This is a genomic window from Enterobacter sp. BRE11 (genome assembly GCF_031844285.1).
Lineage (GTDB): Bacteria > Pseudomonadota > Gammaproteobacteria > Enterobacterales > Enterobacteriaceae > Pantoea.
This window is the reverse complement of record NZ_JAUZUX010000012.1, coordinates 132,223-151,893: the sequence shown is the minus strand read 5'-3', so window position 1 is coordinate 151,893 and position 19,671 is coordinate 132,223. Positions and strand designations below refer to the sequence as shown.

The following is a 19,671-nucleotide window of genomic DNA, read 5'->3' as shown; positions in this document are numbered from 1 at the left end:
CTTGCTCATCTTACGCAGCGGCGCTGCCGCAGAGCGGGATTTATGCTATTTTGCTCGCGCTTGCGTCAGGCGCGGCGCAGGGCGAGCGTAAATGGGTCATTACCGCAGCGAACAGGCACAGGGATGCGATTAACCACGAAACTATCTGCGTTTATTACATTTTTAAGCTTACTGGCGATGTTTTTAATGCTGGTGGGCTGCGCTTTTAGCGTTTACTGGCTAACCCATCAGCGTGTCGAAGGACGCGTGCAGACGCTGGTGACCGAAGTGGATCAGGCGCTGCTGAAGCAGCCGCCTGACGCGCTGCGCGGCTGGCTGCAGCACACCATGACGGTGATGAATACCGAGCGGATCGAGCTGCGCAACGGCGACGCTATCCTGTTCCGACTCAGCCGGCATGAAAATCCGATGCTGGAAGATGAAACCAACCGCTTTATCCAGTTCGACGTACCTTTGGTTCATCAGCCAGGCGTGACGATGCGCGTCGTGGCGCTCGATCCCGCCAAAACCTGGTTCCAGTCCTTTACCGGCGCCTATATCCTGACCGCGATCCTCTTCGTGGTGCTGGTGATGAGCCTGCTGCTGTTTATGATGCACTGCTGGCTCAACCGCCAGTGGCGCGGCATGGAGCGGCTGGAGAAACGTGCCGAGGCGATCCTGGCGGGCGAGCGAACGCAGTTGCGCAAAGGCGACGTCGACGAGTGGCCACCGCGCGCCAGCAGCGCCATCGACGTGTTACTGAACGATCTGCAAGAGGCGGGCGAGCAGCGCCTGCGCATCGACACGCTGATTCGCGCTTTCGCTGCGCAGGACAGCCGCACTGGCCTCAACAACCGGCTCTTTTTTGACAATCAGCTGGCGACGCTGCTGGAAGACCAGGAGGATGTCGGCACGCACGGCGTGGTGATGATGGTGCGCCTGCCCGATCTCGATATGCTCAATGAGACCCTGGGAACGACGCTGGTGGATGAGTATCTCTACGATCTGGTCAACATGCTCTCGACCTTCGTATTGCGCTACCCGGGCGCGCTGCTGGCCCGCTACTTTCGCAGCGACTTTGCCGTGCTGCTGCCGCACCGCAGCCTGAAAGAGGCCAACGGCATCGCGGATCAGCTCATTAACGCCGTCGATTCGCTGCCGCCGATGCGCATGGTGAATCGCGACGATCTGATTCATATTGGCATCAGCGCCTGGCACAGCGGACAGAGCGTGTCGCAGGTAATGGACAACGTCGAGATGGCGACGCGGCGGGCGACGCTGCTGGGTGGTAACAACTGGTCCAACGGCGAGGGTAACCCTCTCGATGCCGGACGTGGCAGTGTGCGCTGGCGAACCCTGCTGGAAAACACGCTGAGCCGCGGCGGTCCGCGCCTCTACCAGAAACCGGCGGTGCTGCTGGACGGCAGCGTGCATCATCGCGAACTGCTGATGCGCATCTTCGACGGTGATAAAGAGGTGCTGGCGGCGGAGTTTATGCCGCTGGTGCTGCAGTTCGGCATGGCGGACGGCTGGGACCGTCAGCTGGTCACGCGTATCGTCGCCCTGTCTGACGTCTGGCCTGACGAAACGCTGGCTCTGCCGATCAATATCGACTCGCTGCTGCAGCGTCCTTTCTTCAGCTGGCTGCAGAACATGCTGCTGCAGTGCACCAAAGCACAAAGAAAACGATTTTTATTTGAACTTGCTGAGGCAGATGTCTGTCAACACATCAACCGCTTAGCGCCGGTATTGCATGCGCTACAGGCGTTTGGCTGTCGTATCGCCGTCGATCAGGCGGGTTTGACCGTGGTGAGTAGCGCTTATATCAGGCAACTTCCCATCAATTTAATCAAGCTTGATCCTGGCCTGGTGCGCAACATCGATCGGCGCACCGAAAATCAGCTGTTCGTGCAGAGCCTGCTGGAGGTGTGCAAGTCGACTCAGACGCAGGTATTCGCGACGGGCGTTCGCACGCGTGCCGAGTGGCAGACGCTGATCGGACTGGGCGTATCGGGCGGGCAGGGCGATCTCTTTGCACCTTCGCTGCCGGTAAACAGTAATGTGAAAAAGTATTCACAACGCTATCATATTTAGCCATTTCCGGTGGCTACTCTCTAAAGCCGGATCTGGGCGGCAGGAAGAGGCGGCGGCATCGCCAGTCTCCTGCGGCGGAAATGTTAGATTTTATGTCGAACGAGCGCCTGTGAAAGGGCCCAGGGAGCCAACAAAACGGGTGAATATCACCGTTTTGCACCCGTGAGTTCTCGTTGACGATTGTGTAAAGCCAAATTGGTCTATTTTTTCACCGAAGCAGAACGTTTTTGCGCCTTGTGGCGGCTTCGCGTGGTTGGTAAAGTAAGCGGATTTTATTTTCCGCCCCCAGCTTGCAGGATTATCCTTTAGATATGTTTAAAAAATTTCGTGGCATGTTTTCCAATGACTTGTCCATTGACCTGGGTACCGCGAATACCCTGATTTATGTAAAAGGACAAGGCATCGTGCTGAACGAGCCTTCCGTGGTTGCTATCCGCCAGGACCGTGCCGGATCCCCAAAGAGCGTGGCGGCCGTAGGCCATGATGCAAAACAAATGCTCGGCCGTACGCCAGGTAATATTGCAGCGATTCGCCCGATGAAAGATGGCGTGATCGCGGACTTTTTCGTTACTGAAAAAATGCTGCAGCACTTTATTAAACAAGTGCATAGCAACAGTTTTATGCGTCCTAGCCCGCGCGTGCTGGTGTGCGTGCCGGTCGGCGCGACCCAGGTCGAGCGTCGCGCTATCCGTGAATCCGCGCAGGGCGCGGGCGCGCGTGAAGTTTTCCTGATCGAAGAGCCGATGGCGGCCGCGATCGGCGCTGGCCTGCCGGTTTCAGAAGCGACCGGCTCTATGGTGGTTGATATCGGCGGCGGCACCACCGAAGTGGCGGTCATCTCCCTGAACGGCGTGGTTTATTCCTCCTCTGTTCGTATCGGCGGCGATCGCTTCGACGAAGCGATCATCAACTATGTGCGTCGTAACTACGGTTCACTGATCGGCGAAGCGACGGCTGAGCGTATCAAGCATGAGATCGGCTCCGCCTATCCGGGCGACGAAGTGCGCGAAATCGAAGTACGCGGCCGTAACCTCGCGGAAGGGGTGCCGCGCGGCTTTACGCTGAACTCTAACGAAATTCTGGAAGCGCTGCAGGAGCCGTTGACCGGCATCGTGAGCGCGGTAATGGTCGCGCTGGAGCAGTGCCCGCCGGAACTGGCATCAGATATCTCCGAACGTGGCATGGTGCTGACTGGCGGCGGCGCGCTGCTGCGCAACCTGGATCGTCTGCTGATGGAAGAGACCGGCATTCCGGTGGTTGTCGCAGAAGATCCGCTGACCTGCGTGGCGCGCGGTGGCGGTAAAGCGCTGGAAATGATCGACATGCATGGCGGCGATTTGTTCAGCGAAGAATAATCGCCTCAATCGGCTGAGACCTGAATCGAAATGCGCAGGGAGTCGCGTGGAAGCTGACGCCGCGCGCGTCGGCGTCAGATGTCCAGCCCAGGGAAGTACGGCGATGGCCGTACTTCCTTACCTGTTGTCGAGGAACACGCAGAATATATGAAGCCGATTTTTAGCAGGGGGCCTTCCCTGCAGTTGCGCCTGTTTTTGGCGGTGATAGTAGCCATCGCGATTATCGTCGCCGATAGCCGCCTGGGTTCGTTTACCCAAATCCGCAACTATCTGGACACATCGGTCAGTCCGTTTTATTTCCTGGCCAACGGCCCACGTCAGATTCTTGACGGCATTTCCGGTTCGCTGGCGTCGCGCCAGCAGCTTGAGCTGGAGAATAAAGCCCTGCGCCGCGAGCTTTTCCTGAAAAACAGCGACCTGCTGATGCTGGGGCAATATAAGCAGGAAAACGCACGCCTGCGCGAACTGCTGGGCTCACCGCTGCGTCAGGACGAGCACAAGATGGTGACGCAGGTGATCTCCACCGGCACCGATCCTTACACCGATCAGGTGGTGATCGACAAAGGCAGCGTTAATGGCGTCTATGAAGGCCAGCCGGTCATCAGCGACAAAGGCGTCGTTGGTCAGGTGATTGCCGTCGGCCAGGTGACCAGTCGCGTTCTGCTGATTTGCGACGCGTCGCATGCGCTGCCGATTCAGGTGCTGCGCAACGATATTCGCGTCATCGCGGCAGGCAACGGCTGCACCGAAGATCTGCAGCTGGAGCATCTGCCAGGCAACACCGATATTCGCGTCGGCGATATGCTGGTGACCTCTGGCCTGGGCGGACGTTTCCCGGAAGGGTATCCTGTTGCGGTGGTCTCTTCCGTCAAGGTTGATACCCAGCGCGCCTATACCGTGATTCAGGCGCGTCCGACCGCTGGCCTGCAGCGCCTGCGCTATTTGCTGCTGCTGTGGGGTGCGGATAAAAACGGCGATATGCCGATGGCACCGGATGACGTGCACCGCGTCGCTAACGAACGCCTGATGCAGATGATGCCGCAGGTGCTGCCGCCAGCGGGCGAGATGGGGCCGCCTGCGCCGTCCGCGCAGATGGGGCCGCCCGCGCCAGCCAGCAGCGGGACGCAAAGCGCGCCTGCTAGCGCGCGCGGAGGCCAGCATTGAGTCGTTACCGCAGCCAGGGTCGTTGGGTTATCTGGCTCTCCTTTCTTGTCGCCCTCGTGCTGCAGATCATGCCGTGGCCGGAACAGTTCTATATGTTCCGGCCTTCATGGATCCTGCTTATCCTGGTTTACTGGGTGCTGGCGCTGCCGCACCGCGTCAACGTCGGCACCGGCTTCGTGCTGGGTGGGGTGATGGATCTGATCGCCGGATCTACCCTTGGCGTACGCGCGCTGGCGCTCAGCATCATTGCCTATCTGGTCGCCTTTAAATTCCAGCTTTTTCGTAACCTGGCGTTGTGGCAGCAGGCGTTAATGGTTATGGTGCTGTCGCTGGCGGTGGATGTCATTGTCTTCTGGGCGGAATTTCTGGTCATTAACGTCTCGTTCAGGCCGGAAATTTTCTGGAGCAGCGTTATCGACGGAATTCTCTGGCCCTGGCTATTCTTATTAATGAGAAAGATTCGTCGTCAGTTCGCTGTTCAGTAAGGAATTTTATGCTATCCCTCTATCTGGCTTCCGGTTCACCGCGTCGACGTGAGCTGCTGACGCAGCTTGGCCTGTCGTTTGAACGTCTCCATACCGATGTTGAAGAGCAACGCCGTCCTGATGAAGCGGCGGAAAGCTATGTGCGTCGCCTGGCGCATGATAAAGCGCGCGCTGGCGTCGCCGTGGCGGAACAGGACCTGCCGGTGCTGGGCGCGGATACCATCGTGGTGCTCAACGGCGACGTGCTGGAAAAACCGCGCGACGCCGCCGACGCCGCCAGCATGCTGGGGCGACTCTCCGGACAGACGCATCAGGTAATGACCGCCGTTGCGCTGGCGGATCGCGCGCGCGCGCTCGACTGCTTAGTGACGACGGACGTCACCTTTCGCCTGCTGAGCGCGGCGGAGATCGCCGACTATATCGCGACCGGCGAGCCGATGGACAAAGCCGGCGCCTACGGTATTCAGGGCACAGGTGGAAACTTTGTTCGTAAAATTAATGGAAGCTATCACGCGGTTGTCGGATTGCCGTTGGTTGAGACAGGCGAGTTATTCAGCCATTTTCAGTCACTGCGTGCCGTAAGGGGATAACATGACGGCTGAATTACTGGTCAACGTCACGCCTTCCGAGACGCGCGTTGCCTATATCGACGGCGGCATTCTGCAGGAAATACATATCGAGCGCGAAGCGCGGCGCGGCATCGTCGGCAATATCTATAAAGGGCGCGTCAGTCGCGTACTGCCGGGCATGCAGGCGGCCTTTGTCGATATCGGTCTGGAGAAAGCCGCCTTTTTGCACGCTTCCGATATCATGCCGCACACCGAGTGCGTGGCTGGCGATGAGAAGAAAAACTTCATCGTGCGCGACATCGCCGAGCTGGTGCGGCAGGGACAGGATCTGATGGTGCAGGTGGTGAAAGATCCGCTTGGCACTAAAGGCGCGCGCCTTACCACCGACATCACGCTGCCGTCGCGCTATCTGGTCTTTATGCCAGGCGCCTCGCACGTCGGCGTCTCACAGCGTATCGAAAGCGAGCGCGAACGCGAACGCCTGAAGGCGGTGGTGGCGGACTACTGCGACGATCTCGGCGGCTTTATTATCCGCACCGCGGCCGAAGGCATTGGCGAAGAGGAGCTGGCCCAGGACGCCGCTTTTCTGAAGCGCCTCTGGACCAAAGTCACCGAGCGGAAAAAGCGCAATCAGACCCGCTGCCTGCTCTATGGCGAGCTGGCGCTGGCGCAGCGCATTCTGCGTGATTTCGCCGGCGCGGCGCTGGATCGCATCCGCGTAGATTCGCGTCTCACCTGCGAACTGCTGGTGGAATTCACGCGCGAATATATTCCGGAAATGGCTGGCAAGCTGGAGCTCTACGCGGGCAAGCAGCCGATTTTCGATCTTTTCGACGTCGAGAATGAAATTCAGCGCTCGCTGGACCGCAAGGTAGAGCTGAAATCAGGCGGCTACCTGATCATCGATCAGACCGAGGCGATGACCACCATCGACATCAATACCGGCGCCTTTGTCGGCCACCGCAATCTCGACGAAACCATTTTTAATACCAACGTTGAGGCGACGCAGGCGATTGCGCGCCAGCTGCGGCTGCGCAACCTCGGCGGCATCATCATCATCGACTTTATCGACATGAGCAACGACGAGCATCGCCGTCGCGTGCTGCACTCGCTGGAGGCGGCGCTCAGCAAGGATCGCGTCAAAACCGGCATCCACGGCTTCTCGGCGCTCGGCCTGGTAGAGATGACGCGCAAGCGCACGCGCGAAAGCATTGAGCACGTGCTGTGTGAGGATTGCCCGGTCTGCAAAGGGCGCGGCACGCTAAAAACGGTGGAAACGGTCTGCTACGAAATCATGCGTGAAATCGTCCGCGTCCATCACGCCTACGACTCCGACCGTTTTCTGGTCTATGTCTCCCCGGCCGTCGGTGAAGCGTTAAAAAGCGATGAGTCGCACGCGCTGGCGGAGGTGGAGATTTTCGTCGGCAAACAGGTCAAGGTGCATATTGAACCGCTCTATACCCAGGAGCAGTTTGACGTCGTTATGATGTGAGCCCTCGCTTTCGACGAATCCCTCGTCGACGGGCTGAAAAAGCGGCCTCGCTTAGGTTAAAATGCGCATTCATACCGCTGATTGTCTGGCGACGGTTGAGTATGAGAGATAACCATCCGTCCAGTGCGGAAGACAAGGAGAGGTGTGTGAGGCAGCTGCCGAGGATTATGTTACTGCTGGTTGCGACCGCGATTGTGATCGTGGCGCTGCTGGTCAGCGGGCTGCGTCTGGCGATGCCGCACCTCGACAGCTACCGCAGCGACATTCTGTCGGCGGTCTCGCGCGCCAGCGGCGTCAGCGTGACCGCCGACGCGCTGAGCGGCCGCTGGGAAACTTTTGGGCCGACTCTGCAAATCCGCGATTTGCGCGTCGATATGCAGGAGAACGGCAAGCTCGACATTGCGCGCGTTACGCTGGCGCTGGATGTCTGGCAGTCGCTGCTTCACTGGCGCTGGCAGTTTCGCGATCTCACCTTCTGGCAGCTGCGCCTCGACAGCAACCGTCCGCTTTTCTCCAGCGATAAAGAGAAAAACAGCTTCCGACCCGGCCGCATCAATGAGCTTTTCCTGCGTCAGTTCGACCACTTCGACCTGCGCGACAGCTCGATCTTTTTCCGTACCCCTTCCGGCCAGCGCGCAGAGCTGGCGATCCCGAAACTGACCTGGCTGAACGAAAAGACCCGCCATCGCGCGGAGGGCGAGGTCAGCCTCTCCAGCTTTACCGGCCAGCACGGCGTGGTGCAGGTGCGGCTCGACTTAAACGATAGCGAAGGCTTACTCAACGACGGCCGCATCTGGATGCAGGCGGACGATGTCGACGTGCGGCCATGGCTGGGGCGCTGGATGCGCGACAATACGCGGCTCGACAGCGCGCGTTTTAGCCTGGCGGCCTGGGCCAGCCTGCGCGAAGGCGAGCTCTATGCAGGCGATCTGCTGCTGCGCAAAGGCGGTGCGAACTGGCAGAGCGAAGAGGGCGCGCATCACCTGCAGGTCGACGGCCTGACCGCGCATCTCTCACGCTATCAAAACGGCTGGATGGTCAACGTGCCGCAGACGCGTCTCAGCACCGACGGCGAGGCATGGCCAGCAGGGCACTTCGCGCTGCTGTGGCGTCCGCAGGATAAAGAGCTGCTCGGCCCTGAACATCAGGGTGAAGTGCGGGTCAGGGCGACGCAGCTGGTGCTGAACCGCATCGCGCCGCTGGTGCCGCTCTTTGCGCCGCTGTCGCCGTCGCTGTTCGAAAACTGGCGCGCGCTGCAGCCGCAGGGCACTATCGAAGGGCTGGCGCTGGATATTCCGCTGGATCAGCCGGATCAGACGCGGATGCAGGTCAAATGGCGCGACTTCCGCTGGCAGTCCTGGCAGCTGCTGCCGGGCGTCAGCAACCTGAGCGGCGAGGCGCGCGGCAGTCTGAGTAACGGGCAGGTCAAGGTCGCAATGGGCCGCACCGATGTAGCCTATAGCGCCATGTTCAATGCGCCGCTGGAGATCCACCAGCTGCACGGCTCGCTGAGCTGGCTGCGCGACGCGAACGGCTTAACGCTCGACGGCCGCGATCTCGATGTGCAGGCGCGCTCGCTCTGGGCGCGCGGCGATTTCCGCTATCAGCAAAATCTTGGGCGCGATCCGCGCCTCGACATTCTCGCCGGCATCCGCGTCACCGACGCGGGCGACGCGTGGCGCTACTTTCCGCAGCCGCTGATGGGCAAGGCGCTAACGCGCTATCTGAGCGGCGCCATCAAAGGCGGGCAGGTCGACAACGCCACGCTGCTTTTCGCTGGCAATCCGAAGCTGTTCCCCTTTAGCCACAACGACGGCATGTTTCAGGTCTGGGTGCCGCTGCGGCACGCAACCTACGCATTTCAGCCCAACTGGCCTGATGTGACGCAGGTCGATATCGACCTCGACTTTATCAACGACGGGCTGTGGATGCGGGCGCCGCGCTTCAGGCTGGGCGAAGTCGAGGTCAGCAACTTCAGCGCGGCTATCCCGGACTATCTGAAAGAGAAGCTGCTGATCGACGGCGATATCAGCGGCAACGGCGATCAGATCGCGCGCTATTTCCAGGATACGCCGCTGAAAAAGTCGCTGGGCGCAGCGCTGGAGCAGCTGGAGATAAAGGGAAAAACCCAGGGGCACCTGAAGCTTGATATTCCGCTCGACGGCGAGCTGGTGCACGCCAGCGGCAACGTCGATCTTAACAATAACGCTTTGCACATTAAGCCGCTCAGCACGACACTGGAAAACCTTACCGGCCGTTTCCGCTTTAATAACGGCAATCTGGACAGCGATACGCTGCGCGCGAACTGGTTCGGTCAGCCGGTCAACGTCAGCTTTAGCACCAAAGAGAATCCGCAGGACTTCGGCGTCAACATCCAACTCGATGGCGACTGGCTGCCGGCGAAGCTGTCGCAGGTGCCCGCGCAGATCGCCAGCCAGCTTAGCGGCCATCTGCCGTGGCAGGGCAAGGTTAACATCCAGCTGCCGCATCAGGGCGGAGCGCATTATGACGTCGAATTAAAAGGCGATGCAAAAGAAGTAAGCAGTCGCTTACCGGCGCCGCTCAACAAGACCGGCGGCGAAGCGATGCCCATCGCGGTCAATGCCAGCGGCGATCTGAAACAGTTCGAACTCAGCGGCAGCGTGGCGAATCGCCATCGCTTCAATAGCCGCTGGCTGCTTGAGCCACAGCTGCGCGTCGAGCGCGGCGTCTGGCTAAACGATGCCCGCAGCAAACCCGCCTTGCCGGATCGCGCGGGCATGGTATTGAACCTGCCTGCACTGGACGGGGAAGCCTGGGCCGGACTGATGATGGCAGGCGCCGCTCAGGGCGGCGGCATGAGCGAGATGGGCGGCGTGGCCCTGCCGGGCGACCTCACCCTGCGCACGCCAGCGGTCACCCTGGCGGGGCAGCAGTGGCATGATATCGACGCAACGCTGGAGCAAGGCGCTAAGGGCAGCAGCAACGTCAGCATTACAGGGCGCGAAATCCGCGGCACGCTGGCGATGGCGCAAAACGCCGCCTGGCGCGTCGCCCTCGACTACCTCTATTACAATCCTGAATGGCAAAGCAGCAGCGGCGCGGCACATCAGCAGCAGCAGCAGGCGAGTAACATTGACTTTAGCCGCTGGCCCACGCTGCAGCTGAGCTGCGCTGAATGCTGGCTGCGGGGGCAGAAATTCGGACGCATTCAGGCGCAGGTCGCGCCGAAAGGTGATACGTTAGCGCTTACTAACGGTCTGGTGGATACCGGCAGCTCGCGCCTCAAGGTTTCCGGCGAATGGGTCAACAGCCCTGACGCTCCGCGCACCTCGCTGAAGGGCTCGCTGAGCGGCAGCAATATTAACAATGCCGTCAACTGGTTCGGCTTTAATACGCCGCTGCGCGATGCTCCATTCAAGGTCGATTACGATTTGCACTGGCGCTCAGCGCCGTGGCAGCCTTCGGAGGAGACGCTGAGCGGCACGCTGAAAACCCACTTCGGCAAAGGGCAGATTGCCGACGTCAATACTGGTGCGGCGGGACAGCTGCTGCGCCTGGTGAGCTTCGATGCGCTGCTGCGCAAGCTACGTCTCGATTTTAACGATACATTTAATAACGACGGCTTTTACTTCGATTCGATCAGCGGCACCGCGTGGATTGAAAACGGCGTGATGCGCACCGATAACCTGCTGGTGGATGGCCTTGAAGCGGATATCGCTATGCAGGGCAAGGTCGATTTAGTGAAGCGCAATATCGATATGGAAGCGGTGGTCGCGCCCGAGATTTCTGCCTCGGTTGGGGTTGCAACCGCCTTCGTGATTAACCCGGTTGTGGGCGCGGCGGTCTTCGCCGCAAGCAAGGTGCTGGGTCCGCTGTGGAATAAGATTTCGCTGCTGCGCTATCACATCAGCGGCCCGCTGGATAAGCCGCAAATCAATGAAGTGCTGCGCAAACCGCGTGAAGAAGAGAAGCAGTGAATTTGACGCCGTCAGGGAATTGCCGCAGGCTAGTAAAATCTGACGTTATTAGCGTAGGGCCACCGGGCACTGACGCATAATGCGTGTCACACCCTCATTATCTGAGCATAAAACGAGCGAGATACGATGACTCTGAACCTGGTAAGTGAGCAGTTGCTAACTGCTAACAATATTAATCAGCAGGATCTGTTTTCCCTGTTAGGGCAGCTTTCAGAACGTCGTCTGGATTATGCCGACCTCTACTTTCAATCCAGCTTCCATGAATCCTGGGTGCTGGAGGACAGAATTATCAAAGACGGCTCCTGGCATATCGACCAGGGCGTGGGCGTGCGCGCCGTCAGCGGCGAAAAAACCGGCTTCGCCTATGCGGACCAGATTACTCTGAACGCGCTGCGCCAGTCGGCGGAAGCGGCGCGCAGCATCGTGCGTGAGCAAGGCAACGGCAAGGCGCATACCCTTTCCAGCGTGATGCATCGCGCGCTCTATCAGCCGATTAACCCGCTCGACAGCCTGACGCGCGAAGATAAAATCGCGCTGCTGCAGCGCGTCGACAAAGTGGCGCGCGCCGCAGACGCGCGCGTGCAGGAGGTCAACGCCAGCCTGACCGGCGTTTACGAGCAGGTGCTGGTGGCGGCGACCGACGGCACGCTGGCAACGGACGTGCGTCCGCTGGTGCGCCTCTCCGTCAGCGTGCTGGTTGAGGATAACGGTAAACGCGAACGCGGCGCCAGCGGCGGCGGCGCGCGCGTCGGCTACGAATTCTTCCTTGCTGATGAAAACGGCGACGTGCGCGCCGACGCCTGGGCGAAAGAGGCGGTGCGTATGGCGCTGGTCAACCTTTCCGCCGTCGCCGCACCGGCAGGCGCGTTGCCGGTGGTGCTGGGCGCAGGCTGGCCGGGCGTGCTGCTGCATGAAGCGGTAGGCCACGGCCTGGAAGGCGACTTTAACCGCCGCGAAACCTCGGTATTCAGCGGCAAAATGGGCCAGCTGGTGGCGTCCGAACTCTGCACCGTAGTGGATGACGGCACCCTCGAAGGGCTGCGCGGTTCGCTGGCGGTAGATGACGAAGGCGTGCCGGGCCAGTACAACGTGCTGATCGAAAACGGCGTGCTGAAAGGCTATATGCAGGACAAGCTCAACGCGCGTCTGATGGGCGTCGCGCCGACCGGCAACGGCCGCCGCGAGTCCTATGCGCATCTGCCGATGCCGCGTATGACCAACACCTATATGCTGGCGGGCAAATCGACGCCGCAGGAGATTATCGAAAGCGTCGAATATGGCATCTACGCGCCTAATTTCGGCGGCGGTCAGGTCGACATCACCTCCGGCAAATTTGTTTTCTCGACCTCAGAGGCCTACCTGATTGAGAACGGCAAGGTGACGAAGCCGGTGAAAGGAGCCACGCTCATCGGTTCCGGCATTGAAGCAATGCAGCAAATCTCAATGGTCGGCAACGATCTGGCGCTGGATAAAGGCGTCGGCGTATGCGGTAAAGAGGGCCAGAGCGTGCCGGTCGGCGTCGGTCAGCCGACGCTGAAGCTGGATAAACTCACCGTCGGCGGCACCGCCTGATCGTCCGCTCATCGCTGACAGCGCGCGCAGGGCTACGCGCCCCGCGCGCGCATCTGGCAAGGATGCCAGCCCTGGCGCTTTGAGCGCTGGTCACGGCGCAGGTCGTCAGCTGGCGCGATGCTGCTGATACTGCTCCGCCACCTGCTGGAAATACTCCGTGAGATAGTCGATGCACACCTGCACCTTCAGCGGCAGCTTATCCTTCTCGGTATAAAGCGCATACACCGGACGGGGATCGGACTGATACTGCGGGAAAAGAATATCGATCTCCCCTGCGTTAATCTCCTCAATCACCCACATCATCGGCACATAGGCGATACCGTTACCAGCCTTGAGCCAGCGGATCAGCGTCAGCGAATCGTTGGTGACGAAACGGCCCTGCGGCGAGAGGCGCGAAACCAGCCCTTCGGGCGCGATTAGCTCGAAATTGTTATCGGGACGCACGCTGTACTCAAGCCAGGAAAAGTTATCGACATCAGCCGGCTTCTCCGGCACGCCGTGCTGCTGCAGATAGCTTTTCGCCGCGCACACCACCATCGGCATCGCGCCGAGGCGGCGAGAAAAAAGGCTGGAGTCCTTCAGCGCGCCCACGCGAATCACTAAATCGAGCCCGTCGGCGATCAGGTCCGGCGCCGGAATGCCCGCCACCAGATTTACGCTCAGGCCGGGGTACTCGCGCAGCATATTGCTGGTCATTTCGGCGAGGACGTTTTGCGCCATGGTAGAGGAGCTGCCGATGCGCAGCGTGCCGACCGGCGTATTGTTGAACGCGTAGAGCTGCTCGTGCACCTGCGTGGCTTCAGCCAGCATGCGGCGACAGCCCTGATAATAGATTTTGCCCGCCTCGGTCAGGCCGATACTGCGCGTGCTGCGGTTTAGCAGCTTAACCTGTAGCTCATCTTCCAGTTTCGCCACAATCTGACTGATAGACGAAACGCTGAGGTGAAGCTGGCGTGCGGCGGCGGTAAAAGAACCTAATTCAACCACTTTGGCGAAAATTGACATGCCTTTCAGTCGTTCCATTGTTTACTCTGGTTAAAAAGTGATTTAGCTCACATTCTGTAGAAAACGTATAGTCAGGCGCGTTACTATATGCGCGCCCGGGTATTTCCCGGAGATTCGCTTTTGCCCGGGAAGGGTCAAGCTGACCTGATGCAAACGTCTGTTGCCGCCCGATGATACGCTATTATTTACTCAGCAGTGGTTCGGATGCTGTCATCCGCCACCCAGCCGTTGCGGCTTGCAGCCGGGCAGGCTAAGGATCATCCCGGCATGGTCGTACTAAGGATCCCTGATGAGTGTGCTTCCGGTTTTTGTCGTATTTGGGCTCTCTTTCCCGCCCATCTTCATTGAGTTAATCGTCTCGCTAATGCTGTTCTGGCTGGTGAAACGACTGCTGACGCCAAGCGGTATCTACGATCTCGTATGGCATCCGGCGCTTTTTAACACGGCGCTCTACTGCTGTGTGTTTTACCTGGTATCCCGTCTATTCGTCTGAGGTCTAAGTGAAATCGCTAATAAGAAAAATCGCGCGTTACGCGATTACTATCCTGCTGGTTATCATCGCTATTGTTATCATCTTTCGCGCCTGGGTGTTTTACACCGAGTCGCCGTGGACGCGCGACGCTAAATTCGCGGCGGATGTCGTGGCGATTTCGCCGGACGTGACGGGTTTGATTACCGACGTACCTGTGCATGACAACCAGCTGGTAAAAAAGGGCGATACCCTGTTTGTCGTGGATCGTCCACGCTATCAAAAAGCGCTGGATCAGGCGCAGGCCGACGTCGAGTACTACCAGGCGCTGGTCAGCGAAAAACGTCGTGAGGCGTCGCGCCGCAACCAGCTGGGCACCTCGGCGATGTCGCGCGAAGCGATCGACCAGGCGAACAACGATCTGCAAACCACGGAACATCAGCTGGCGAAATCGATCGCCACGCGGGACCTGGCGAAGATCGATCTGGATCGCACTGCCATCACCGCGCCGTCCGACGGCTGGGTGACCAACCTCAACGTCTACAAGGGCGAATTCATTACCCGTGGTTCGGTGGCGGTGGCGCTGGTGCAGCAGCACTCTTTCTACGTGCTGGCCTATCTTGAAGAGACCAAGCTGCACGGCGTCGAGCCGGGTTATCGCGCCGAAGTGACGCCGCTCGGCAGCAACGTGGTGCTGCGTGGCACCGTCGACAGCGTCGCCGCTGGCGTGACCAACAGCAGCAGCTCGGTCGACAATAAAGGCATGGCGACCGTGGATTCCAACCTCGAGTGGGTACGTCTGGCGCAGCGCGTTCCGGTGCGCATTCGTCTCGATCGGCAGCCCGGTAATCGCTTCCCGGCGGGCACCACCGCGACCGTGGTGATTACCGGCCAGCACGATCGCGCCGATACGCAGGTGTCGCCGATGTCGCGTCTCTTCAATCGCCTGCGTGAGTTTGGCTAAGCGGGGCGATATGATCGAGTTCCTGCGTTTCCCGATCAAGCTGACCTTCGCGCTGGTGGCAGCGCTGATGATCGGCTTTCACCTTAATCTTGAAACGCCTCGCTGGGCGGTAATGACCGCCGGCATCGTCGCGGGCGGCACCGCTTTTGTCGCTGGCGGCGATCCCTATTCCGGCGCGCTGCGCTATCGCGGCGTGCTGCGTATTATCGGGACTTTTATCGGCTGTATCGCCGCGCTGACCATTATGATCGCTACGGTACGCGCGCCGGTGGTGATGCTGCTGCTCTGCTGCATCTGGGCGGGCGTCTGCGTCTGGCTCTCCTCGCTGATCAAAGTCGAAAACTCCTATGCGCTGGGGCTCGCAGGCTATACCGCGCTGATTATCGTGGTGACCGCCGACGCCAATAATGGCCTGACGCTGGTGCCGCAGTTTGCGGTTGAGCGTTGCAGCGAGATTGTGCTCGGCATTCTCTGCGCCATTCTGGCGGATATGCTCTTCTCGCCGCGCTCGATTAAAAAGGTCATCGACAGTGAAGTCGATGCGCTGTTGGTGGCGCATTATCGCCTGCTGCAGCTCTGCGTAGCGCATGAGGACAAAGAGGAGGTCGACAAGGCGTGGAGCGCGCTGGTGCGCCGCACCTCGGCGCTCGGCACTATGCGCGGCCAGCTGATGATGGAGTCGTCGCGCTGGCAAAACGCCAACCGTCGGTTGCAGATGCTCAACACGCTGTCGCTGACCATGATTACCCAGGCGGCGGAAACCTTCCTTATCCAGAATTCGCGCCCCGAATATATTCCCTCGCAGTATCGTCTGCTGATTGAGAAGAAGGTGGAAAGCGTTGCCGACGTGCACCGACGCATGAAAGTGATGCGCCGGGTGATCGGCGCCAGCGAAGAGGGCAAGGCGCCCGTGACGCTGGCAAGCTGGGTCGGCGCGGCAACGGAATATTTGCTGCTGCTGAAAGGGATTAAAAGCAACAGCCGCATCACAACGGTAGAAGAGAGCATTCTCAAGCGCGAAATCGTTATCCAGGCGCGCTCCGCTGAAACCCACCACGCGATGATTAACGGCATCCGCACCTTTGTCGCCACTGCCCTCGGCTCGCTGTTCTGGCTCTATACCGGCTGGACCTCCGGCAGCGGCTGTATGGTGATGCTGGCGGTGATCACCGCGCTGGCGATGCGCGTGCCGAATCCGCTGATGATGGCGAAGGATTTTTTCTACGGTATGATTTTTGCGGTGCCGCTGAGCTCGTTCTATTTTATGTACCTGCTGCCCAGCACCCAGCAGAGCGTGCTGCTGCTCTGCATCGCCATCGGCCTGCTCGGCTTCATTAGCGGCATCCTGATACAGCGTCGTCAGATAGGCACGCTCGGTGCGCTGGCCGGTACCATCAACGTGCTGGTTCTGGATAATCCCATGACCTTCCACCTGAGCGTGTTCATCGACAACGTGCTGGGGCAGATGATCGGTGCGTTCGTCGCCCTGATGGTCATCCTGCTTATTCGCGACAAATCGAAAGCGCGCACCGGACGTAAGCTGCTTAACCGCTTTATGTATGCTGCGGTGTCGGCGCTGACCACCAACCAGGCGCGCCGTCGCGAAAACCATCTTCCCGCGCTCTATCAACAGCTGTTTATGCTGCTGAACCTGTTTCCTGGCGATATCGACAAGTATCGCATTGCGCTGACGCTGATTATCGGCCATCAGCGGCTGCGCAGTGCGGACGTGCCGGTCAACGCCGATCTGTCGGCCTTCCATCGCCAGCTACGTGCTACGGCGGATCGCGTGATTTCAGCGCGCAGCGATGAGAAACGGCGCCACTATTTTGAACAGCTGCTGGCGGAGTTTGAGGTCTATCAGCAGAAGCTGGTGCAGTACGATGCGCCGCTCAGCGTCACCGAGCCGGTGAAGCGCCTTGCCGATATGCTCAGCAAATACCAGAACACCCTCATCCAAATCTGAATCTGGCCGCTGCCCTGCGCAGCGGCCGCGCCAGCGCCACGCCTTTCCTAAAACCCTCGCTTTTGCCATCTATACTTTTCTGACAGGAAGAGAAACTGACAGGAGCGACCTCATGACGACCCCACTGCACGACAGCGAACTTTTTCAAACCGGCTATCTGGTTAATGGCGAATGGCATCGCGCCGCCGCCACCTTTGACGTATTGAACCCGGCCACCGGTGAAGTACTGGCCGCCGTGGCGAAGGCGGGCAAGGCCGAAACCGAACGGGCGATCGCCGCCGCCGAACGCGCCTTTCCTGCCTGGCGTGCGCAGACCGCCAAAGCGCGTTCCGAGATCCTCTATCGCTGGTATCAGCTGATGATCGACAACAAAGCCTGGCTGGCGCAGCTGATGACAGCCGAACAGGGCAAGCCTTTGAAAGAGGCGGAAGGCGAGGTGGAATATGCCGCCAGCTTTATTCAGTGGTTCGCCGAGCAGGCGAAGCGCGCTAATGGCGAAATTATTCCACCGGCCAAACCGGGTTCGCGCATTCTGGCCACGCGCGAGCCGATCGGCGTCGTTGCCGCGATCACGCCGTGGAACTTTCCCATGGCAATGCTGACGCGCAAACTTGGTCCCGCGCTGGCGGCAGGCTGTACCGGTATTATCAAGCCGGCAAACAACACGCCGCTGAGCGCTTTTGCGCTGCTGGCGCTGGCGAAAAAAGCAGGCGTGCCGGACGGCGTGCTTAACGCGGTGGCTGGTGATACCCACGCCATTAGCGATGCGATTATGGCCAGCAAGGCGGTGCGCAAAATTTCCTTCACCGGCTCGACCGCAGTCGGCAAAACGCTGGTGCGCAACGCCGCTGACACCATGAAAAAGGTGTCGATGGAGCTGGGGGGCAACGCACCCTATATCGTTTTTGAAGATGCGGATATCGACGCGGCGGTTAAAGGCGCTATCGCCAATAAATTCCGCAATGCCGGCCAGGTCTGCGTCAGCGTCAACCGCTTCTATATCCACGACGCCGTGTACGACCGCTTTGTCAACCAGCTGGCGGAGGAGGTGAAAAAGCTCAAGGTTGGCAACGGTGTAGAGGAGGGCGTGGTGGTAGGCCCGCTGATTGAGGCTTCTGCAGTGGATAAAGTGGAGGAGCACGTGAAGGACGCCAAAGCAAAAAGCGGACGGATCGTCACCGGCGGTGAACGTCACGCGCTGGGCGGCAATTTCTGGCAGCCGACGGTAATCGCCGACGCGCACGAAGAGATGAAGCTGGCACGGGAAGAGACCTTTGGTCCGGTGGCGGCCTGCTTCCGCTTTAGCGACGAGCAGGAGGTGATTCGTCGCGCTAACGATACCGAGTTTGGCCTTGCGGCCTACTTTTATACCCAGAACCTGCAGCGCGTCTTTCGCGTCTCCGCCGCGCTGGAAAGCGGCATGATCGGCATCAACGAATGTGCGGTATCGACCGAGCTGGCGCCGTTTGGCGGTGTAAAAGAGTCGGGGCTGGGGCGCGAAGGTTCCGTGCTTGGACTGGAAGAGTACCTGGAGGTCAAGGCGCTGCATATCGGCGGCCTGAGCGACAGCTAACGCGCGGGCGGCTTCGCGCCGCCCGGTGAGGAAGGACAGGAGCCTTCACTATGAAAACCGAGCGTTTCGACTTTGACGAGATCGTCGACCAGTCGCATTTTTTCCGCCAGTTCAGCGAGCGCTTTGCCCTGAACATGTATCGTATTGGCGACCTGGATGCGTTATGGGACGTCCTCACCGGCGAGGAGCTGCCGATGCCGCTGGAAATTGAATTTATCAATCTGGGAAAGGGGCAGAAACGGCGCTACGGCGCACTGATCCTGTTATTTGATGAGGCGGAAGAGGAGCTGGAGGGCCAGCTCCGCTTTAATATCCGGTAACCCGACAAAAAGGGCCCCGACAAGCGAGGCCAAAGGGTTCGTCAGCAGTTGTTGACGAGGAATTATTTATAGAGTTCGGCAGTAAAGTGATAGTTGTCGCCAGTGCGCGCTTCGATCACCTTATAGGCGCTGGCGCCTTGTTCATCGGCTTTCTGCGAAAGCTGTGCGCGGTAATCCATCGGCGCGCCCGCTGTACCACTGATTGTCACTGTGCCCGCAGGCTGCATGTTCTGTGCCTGATCGCCGGTAACCAACTGCGCTGCCTGAGCGCCGAATGCGATGACGGAAAGCAGGCTAACGGTTGCGATGGTTGTTTTGATTTTCATTGTTCGTCTCCTCATTACAATCAACAACCTGCGGTTGACATCATGATGCGGGTCGTCGATATAGCAGGCGTCGCGTGGGCGCCCGATCGGTTAATTATTTATAGAGCTCAGCCGTGACGTGATAGGTGTCGTCCTGGTTGTTCTCAATGATGCGGTAGTGGCTTGCGCCCTGCGCGTCCGCCTTCTGAGAAAGCGCCTGACGGATATTGGTCTGATCGCCGTCATGACCGCTGATGCTGATGGTCTGATTCAGCGGCTGCAGCGTTTGGGCCTGTTGATTCGATACCAGACTGGCTGCGCTGGCACCGAATGACAGCGTGGCGGTCAGCGCGGCTAAAGCAATAAGAGATTTGGTTTTCATGGTCTACTCTCCTGAATT

At 59.5% G+C, this 19,671-nt stretch carries 16 protein-coding genes; 13 read left to right on the top strand and 3 right to left on the bottom strand.

The annotated features are described in order from the left end of the window. The first annotated feature begins 123 nt into the window (after window positions 1-123). From csrD to tldD, 8 genes are all read left to right on the top strand, one after another. Window positions 124-2,073 carry an RNase E specificity factor CsrD gene (gene csrD, locus Q9R34_RS14660; RefSeq protein WP_485894603.1) on the top strand — a complete coding sequence of 650 codons (1,950 nt, stop codon included), beginning with the start codon at window positions 124-126 and terminating at the stop codon, window positions 2,071-2,073. Between the two features lie 311 nt (window positions 2,074-2,384). After that, window positions 2,385-3,428: a rod shape-determining protein MreB gene (gene mreB, locus Q9R34_RS14655; protein ID WP_003855260.1), complete on the top strand. Its 1,044-nt coding sequence runs from the start codon at window positions 2,385-2,387 to the stop codon at window positions 3,426-3,428. Window positions 3,429-3,575: 147 nt separating this feature from the next. Next, a complete protein-coding gene (gene mreC, locus Q9R34_RS14650; RefSeq protein WP_485894600.1) occupies window positions 3,576-4,592 on the top strand; it encodes a rod shape-determining protein MreC in 1,017 nt (338 codons plus the stop codon). Next, on the top strand, window positions 4,589-5,077 hold the full coding sequence (gene mreD / locus Q9R34_RS14645; protein ID WP_434127022.1) for a rod shape-determining protein MreD: 489 nt from the start codon (window positions 4,589-4,591) through the stop codon (window positions 5,075-5,077). Before mreC ends, mreD begins: the two co-directional genes overlap by 4 nt. Window positions 5,078-5,085: 8 nt before the next feature. After that, window positions 5,086-5,667 carry a Maf family protein gene (locus tag Q9R34_RS14640; RefSeq protein WP_485894598.1) on the top strand — a complete coding sequence of 194 codons (582 nt, stop codon included), beginning with the start codon at window positions 5,086-5,088 and terminating at the stop codon, window positions 5,665-5,667. A 1-nt stretch (window position 5,668) separates the two neighbouring features. Then, window positions 5,669-7,138 (top strand): ribonuclease G, encoded by a 1,470-nt coding sequence (gene rng, locus Q9R34_RS14635; RefSeq protein WP_485894596.1) that lies wholly within the window; start codon window positions 5,669-5,671, stop codon window positions 7,136-7,138. 146 nt (window positions 7,139-7,284) lie between these two features. Then, complete coding sequence (yhdP, locus tag Q9R34_RS14630; RefSeq protein WP_485894594.1) at window positions 7,285-11,097, top strand: AsmA2 domain-containing protein YhdP; 3,813 nt, start codon at window positions 7,285-7,287, stop codon at window positions 11,095-11,097. Window positions 11,098-11,223: 126 nt separating this feature from the next. Continuing rightward, entirely contained in the window at window positions 11,224-12,669 is a 1,446-nt protein-coding gene (tldD, locus tag Q9R34_RS14625) for a metalloprotease TldD (protein ID WP_434127026.1), read from the top strand. A gap of 105 nt (window positions 12,670-12,774) precedes the next feature. Here the strand turns inward: tldD and aaeR are convergent, their stop codons facing one another. Next, window positions 12,775-13,692 carry an HTH-type transcriptional activator AaeR gene (aaeR, locus tag Q9R34_RS14620; protein ID WP_485894592.1) on the bottom strand — a complete coding sequence of 306 codons (918 nt, stop codon included), beginning with the start codon at window positions 13,690-13,692 and terminating at the stop codon, window positions 12,775-12,777. A 271-nt stretch (window positions 13,693-13,963) separates the two neighbouring features. On the opposite strand from aaeR, the gene aaeX reads away from it, so the two are divergent. The 5 genes from aaeX (at window position 13,964) to Q9R34_RS14595 (ending at window position 18,966) form a co-directional block, all read left to right on the top strand. Further along, complete coding sequence (gene aaeX / locus Q9R34_RS14615; RefSeq protein ID WP_033754795.1) at window positions 13,964-14,167, top strand: p-hydroxybenzoic acid efflux pump operon protein AaeX; 204 nt, start codon at window positions 13,964-13,966, stop codon at window positions 14,165-14,167. A 7-nt stretch (window positions 14,168-14,174) separates the two neighbouring features. After that, complete coding sequence (gene aaeA, locus Q9R34_RS14610) at window positions 14,175-15,107, top strand: p-hydroxybenzoic acid efflux pump subunit AaeA (RefSeq protein WP_485894590.1); 933 nt, start codon at window positions 14,175-14,177, stop codon at window positions 15,105-15,107. A gap of 10 nt (window positions 15,108-15,117) precedes the next feature. After that, window positions 15,118-17,073 carry a p-hydroxybenzoic acid efflux pump subunit AaeB gene (gene aaeB, locus Q9R34_RS14605; RefSeq protein ID WP_434127029.1) on the top strand — a complete coding sequence of 652 codons (1,956 nt, stop codon included), beginning with the start codon at window positions 15,118-15,120 and terminating at the stop codon, window positions 17,071-17,073. Between the two features lie 112 nt (window positions 17,074-17,185). Next, a complete protein-coding gene (locus tag Q9R34_RS14600; protein ID WP_485894588.1) occupies window positions 17,186-18,646 on the top strand; it encodes an NAD-dependent succinate-semialdehyde dehydrogenase in 1,461 nt (486 codons plus the stop codon). A gap of 50 nt (window positions 18,647-18,696) precedes the next feature. After that, on the top strand, window positions 18,697-18,966 hold the full coding sequence (locus tag Q9R34_RS14595; protein ID WP_434127031.1) for a barstar family protein: 270 nt from the start codon (window positions 18,697-18,699) through the stop codon (window positions 18,964-18,966). Window positions 18,967-19,028: 62 nt separating this feature from the next. On the opposite strand, the gene yhcN is transcribed toward Q9R34_RS14595, so the two are convergent. Together yhcN and Q9R34_RS14585 are read right to left on the bottom strand one after the other, a co-directional pair. Beyond that, window positions 19,029-19,292 (bottom strand): peroxide/acid stress response protein YhcN, encoded by a 264-nt coding sequence (yhcN, locus tag Q9R34_RS14590; RefSeq protein WP_434127032.1) that lies wholly within the window; start codon window positions 19,290-19,292, stop codon window positions 19,029-19,031. A 94-nt stretch (window positions 19,293-19,386) separates the two neighbouring features. Continuing rightward, entirely contained in the window at window positions 19,387-19,653 is a 267-nt protein-coding gene (locus Q9R34_RS14585; protein WP_434127033.1) for a YdgH/BhsA/McbA-like domain containing protein, read from the bottom strand. Window positions 19,654-19,671: the final 18 nt, after the last annotated feature.

Bases quoted from the DNA above. Each gene is read 5' to 3' on its own strand.
- aaeR (WP_485894592.1), bottom strand. From the start codon at position 13,692: ATGGAACGACTGAAAGGCATGTCAATTTTCGCCAAAGTGGTTGAATTA.
- aaeB (WP_434127029.1), top strand. From the start codon at position 15,118: ATGATCGAGTTCCTGCGTTTCCCGATCAAGCTGACCTTCGCGCTGGTG.
- mreC (WP_485894600.1), top strand. From the start codon at position 3,576: ATGAAGCCGATTTTTAGCAGGGGGCCTTCCCTGCAGTTGCGCCTGTTT.
- Q9R34_RS14595 (WP_434127031.1), top strand. From the start codon at position 18,697: ATGAAAACCGAGCGTTTCGACTTTGACGAGATCGTCGACCAGTCGCAT.
- csrD (WP_485894603.1), top strand. From the start codon at position 124: ATGCGATTAACCACGAAACTATCTGCGTTTATTACATTTTTAAGCTTA.
- rng (WP_485894596.1), top strand. From the start codon at position 5,669: ATGACGGCTGAATTACTGGTCAACGTCACGCCTTCCGAGACGCGCGTT.
- Q9R34_RS14640 (WP_485894598.1), top strand. From the start codon at position 5,086: ATGCTATCCCTCTATCTGGCTTCCGGTTCACCGCGTCGACGTGAGCTG.
- tldD (WP_434127026.1), top strand. From the start codon at position 11,224: ATGACTCTGAACCTGGTAAGTGAGCAGTTGCTAACTGCTAACAATATT.
- yhcN (WP_434127032.1), bottom strand. From the start codon at position 19,292: ATGAAAATCAAAACAACCATCGCAACCGTTAGCCTGCTTTCCGTCATC.
- aaeX (WP_033754795.1), top strand. From the start codon at position 13,964: ATGAGTGTGCTTCCGGTTTTTGTCGTATTTGGGCTCTCTTTCCCGCCC.
- Q9R34_RS14585 (WP_434127033.1), bottom strand. From the start codon at position 19,653: ATGAAAACCAAATCTCTTATTGCTTTAGCCGCGCTGACCGCCACGCTG.
- mreB (WP_003855260.1), top strand. From the start codon at position 2,385: ATGTTTAAAAAATTTCGTGGCATGTTTTCCAATGACTTGTCCATTGAC.
- Q9R34_RS14600 (WP_485894588.1), top strand. From the start codon at position 17,186: ATGACGACCCCACTGCACGACAGCGAACTTTTTCAAACCGGCTATCTG.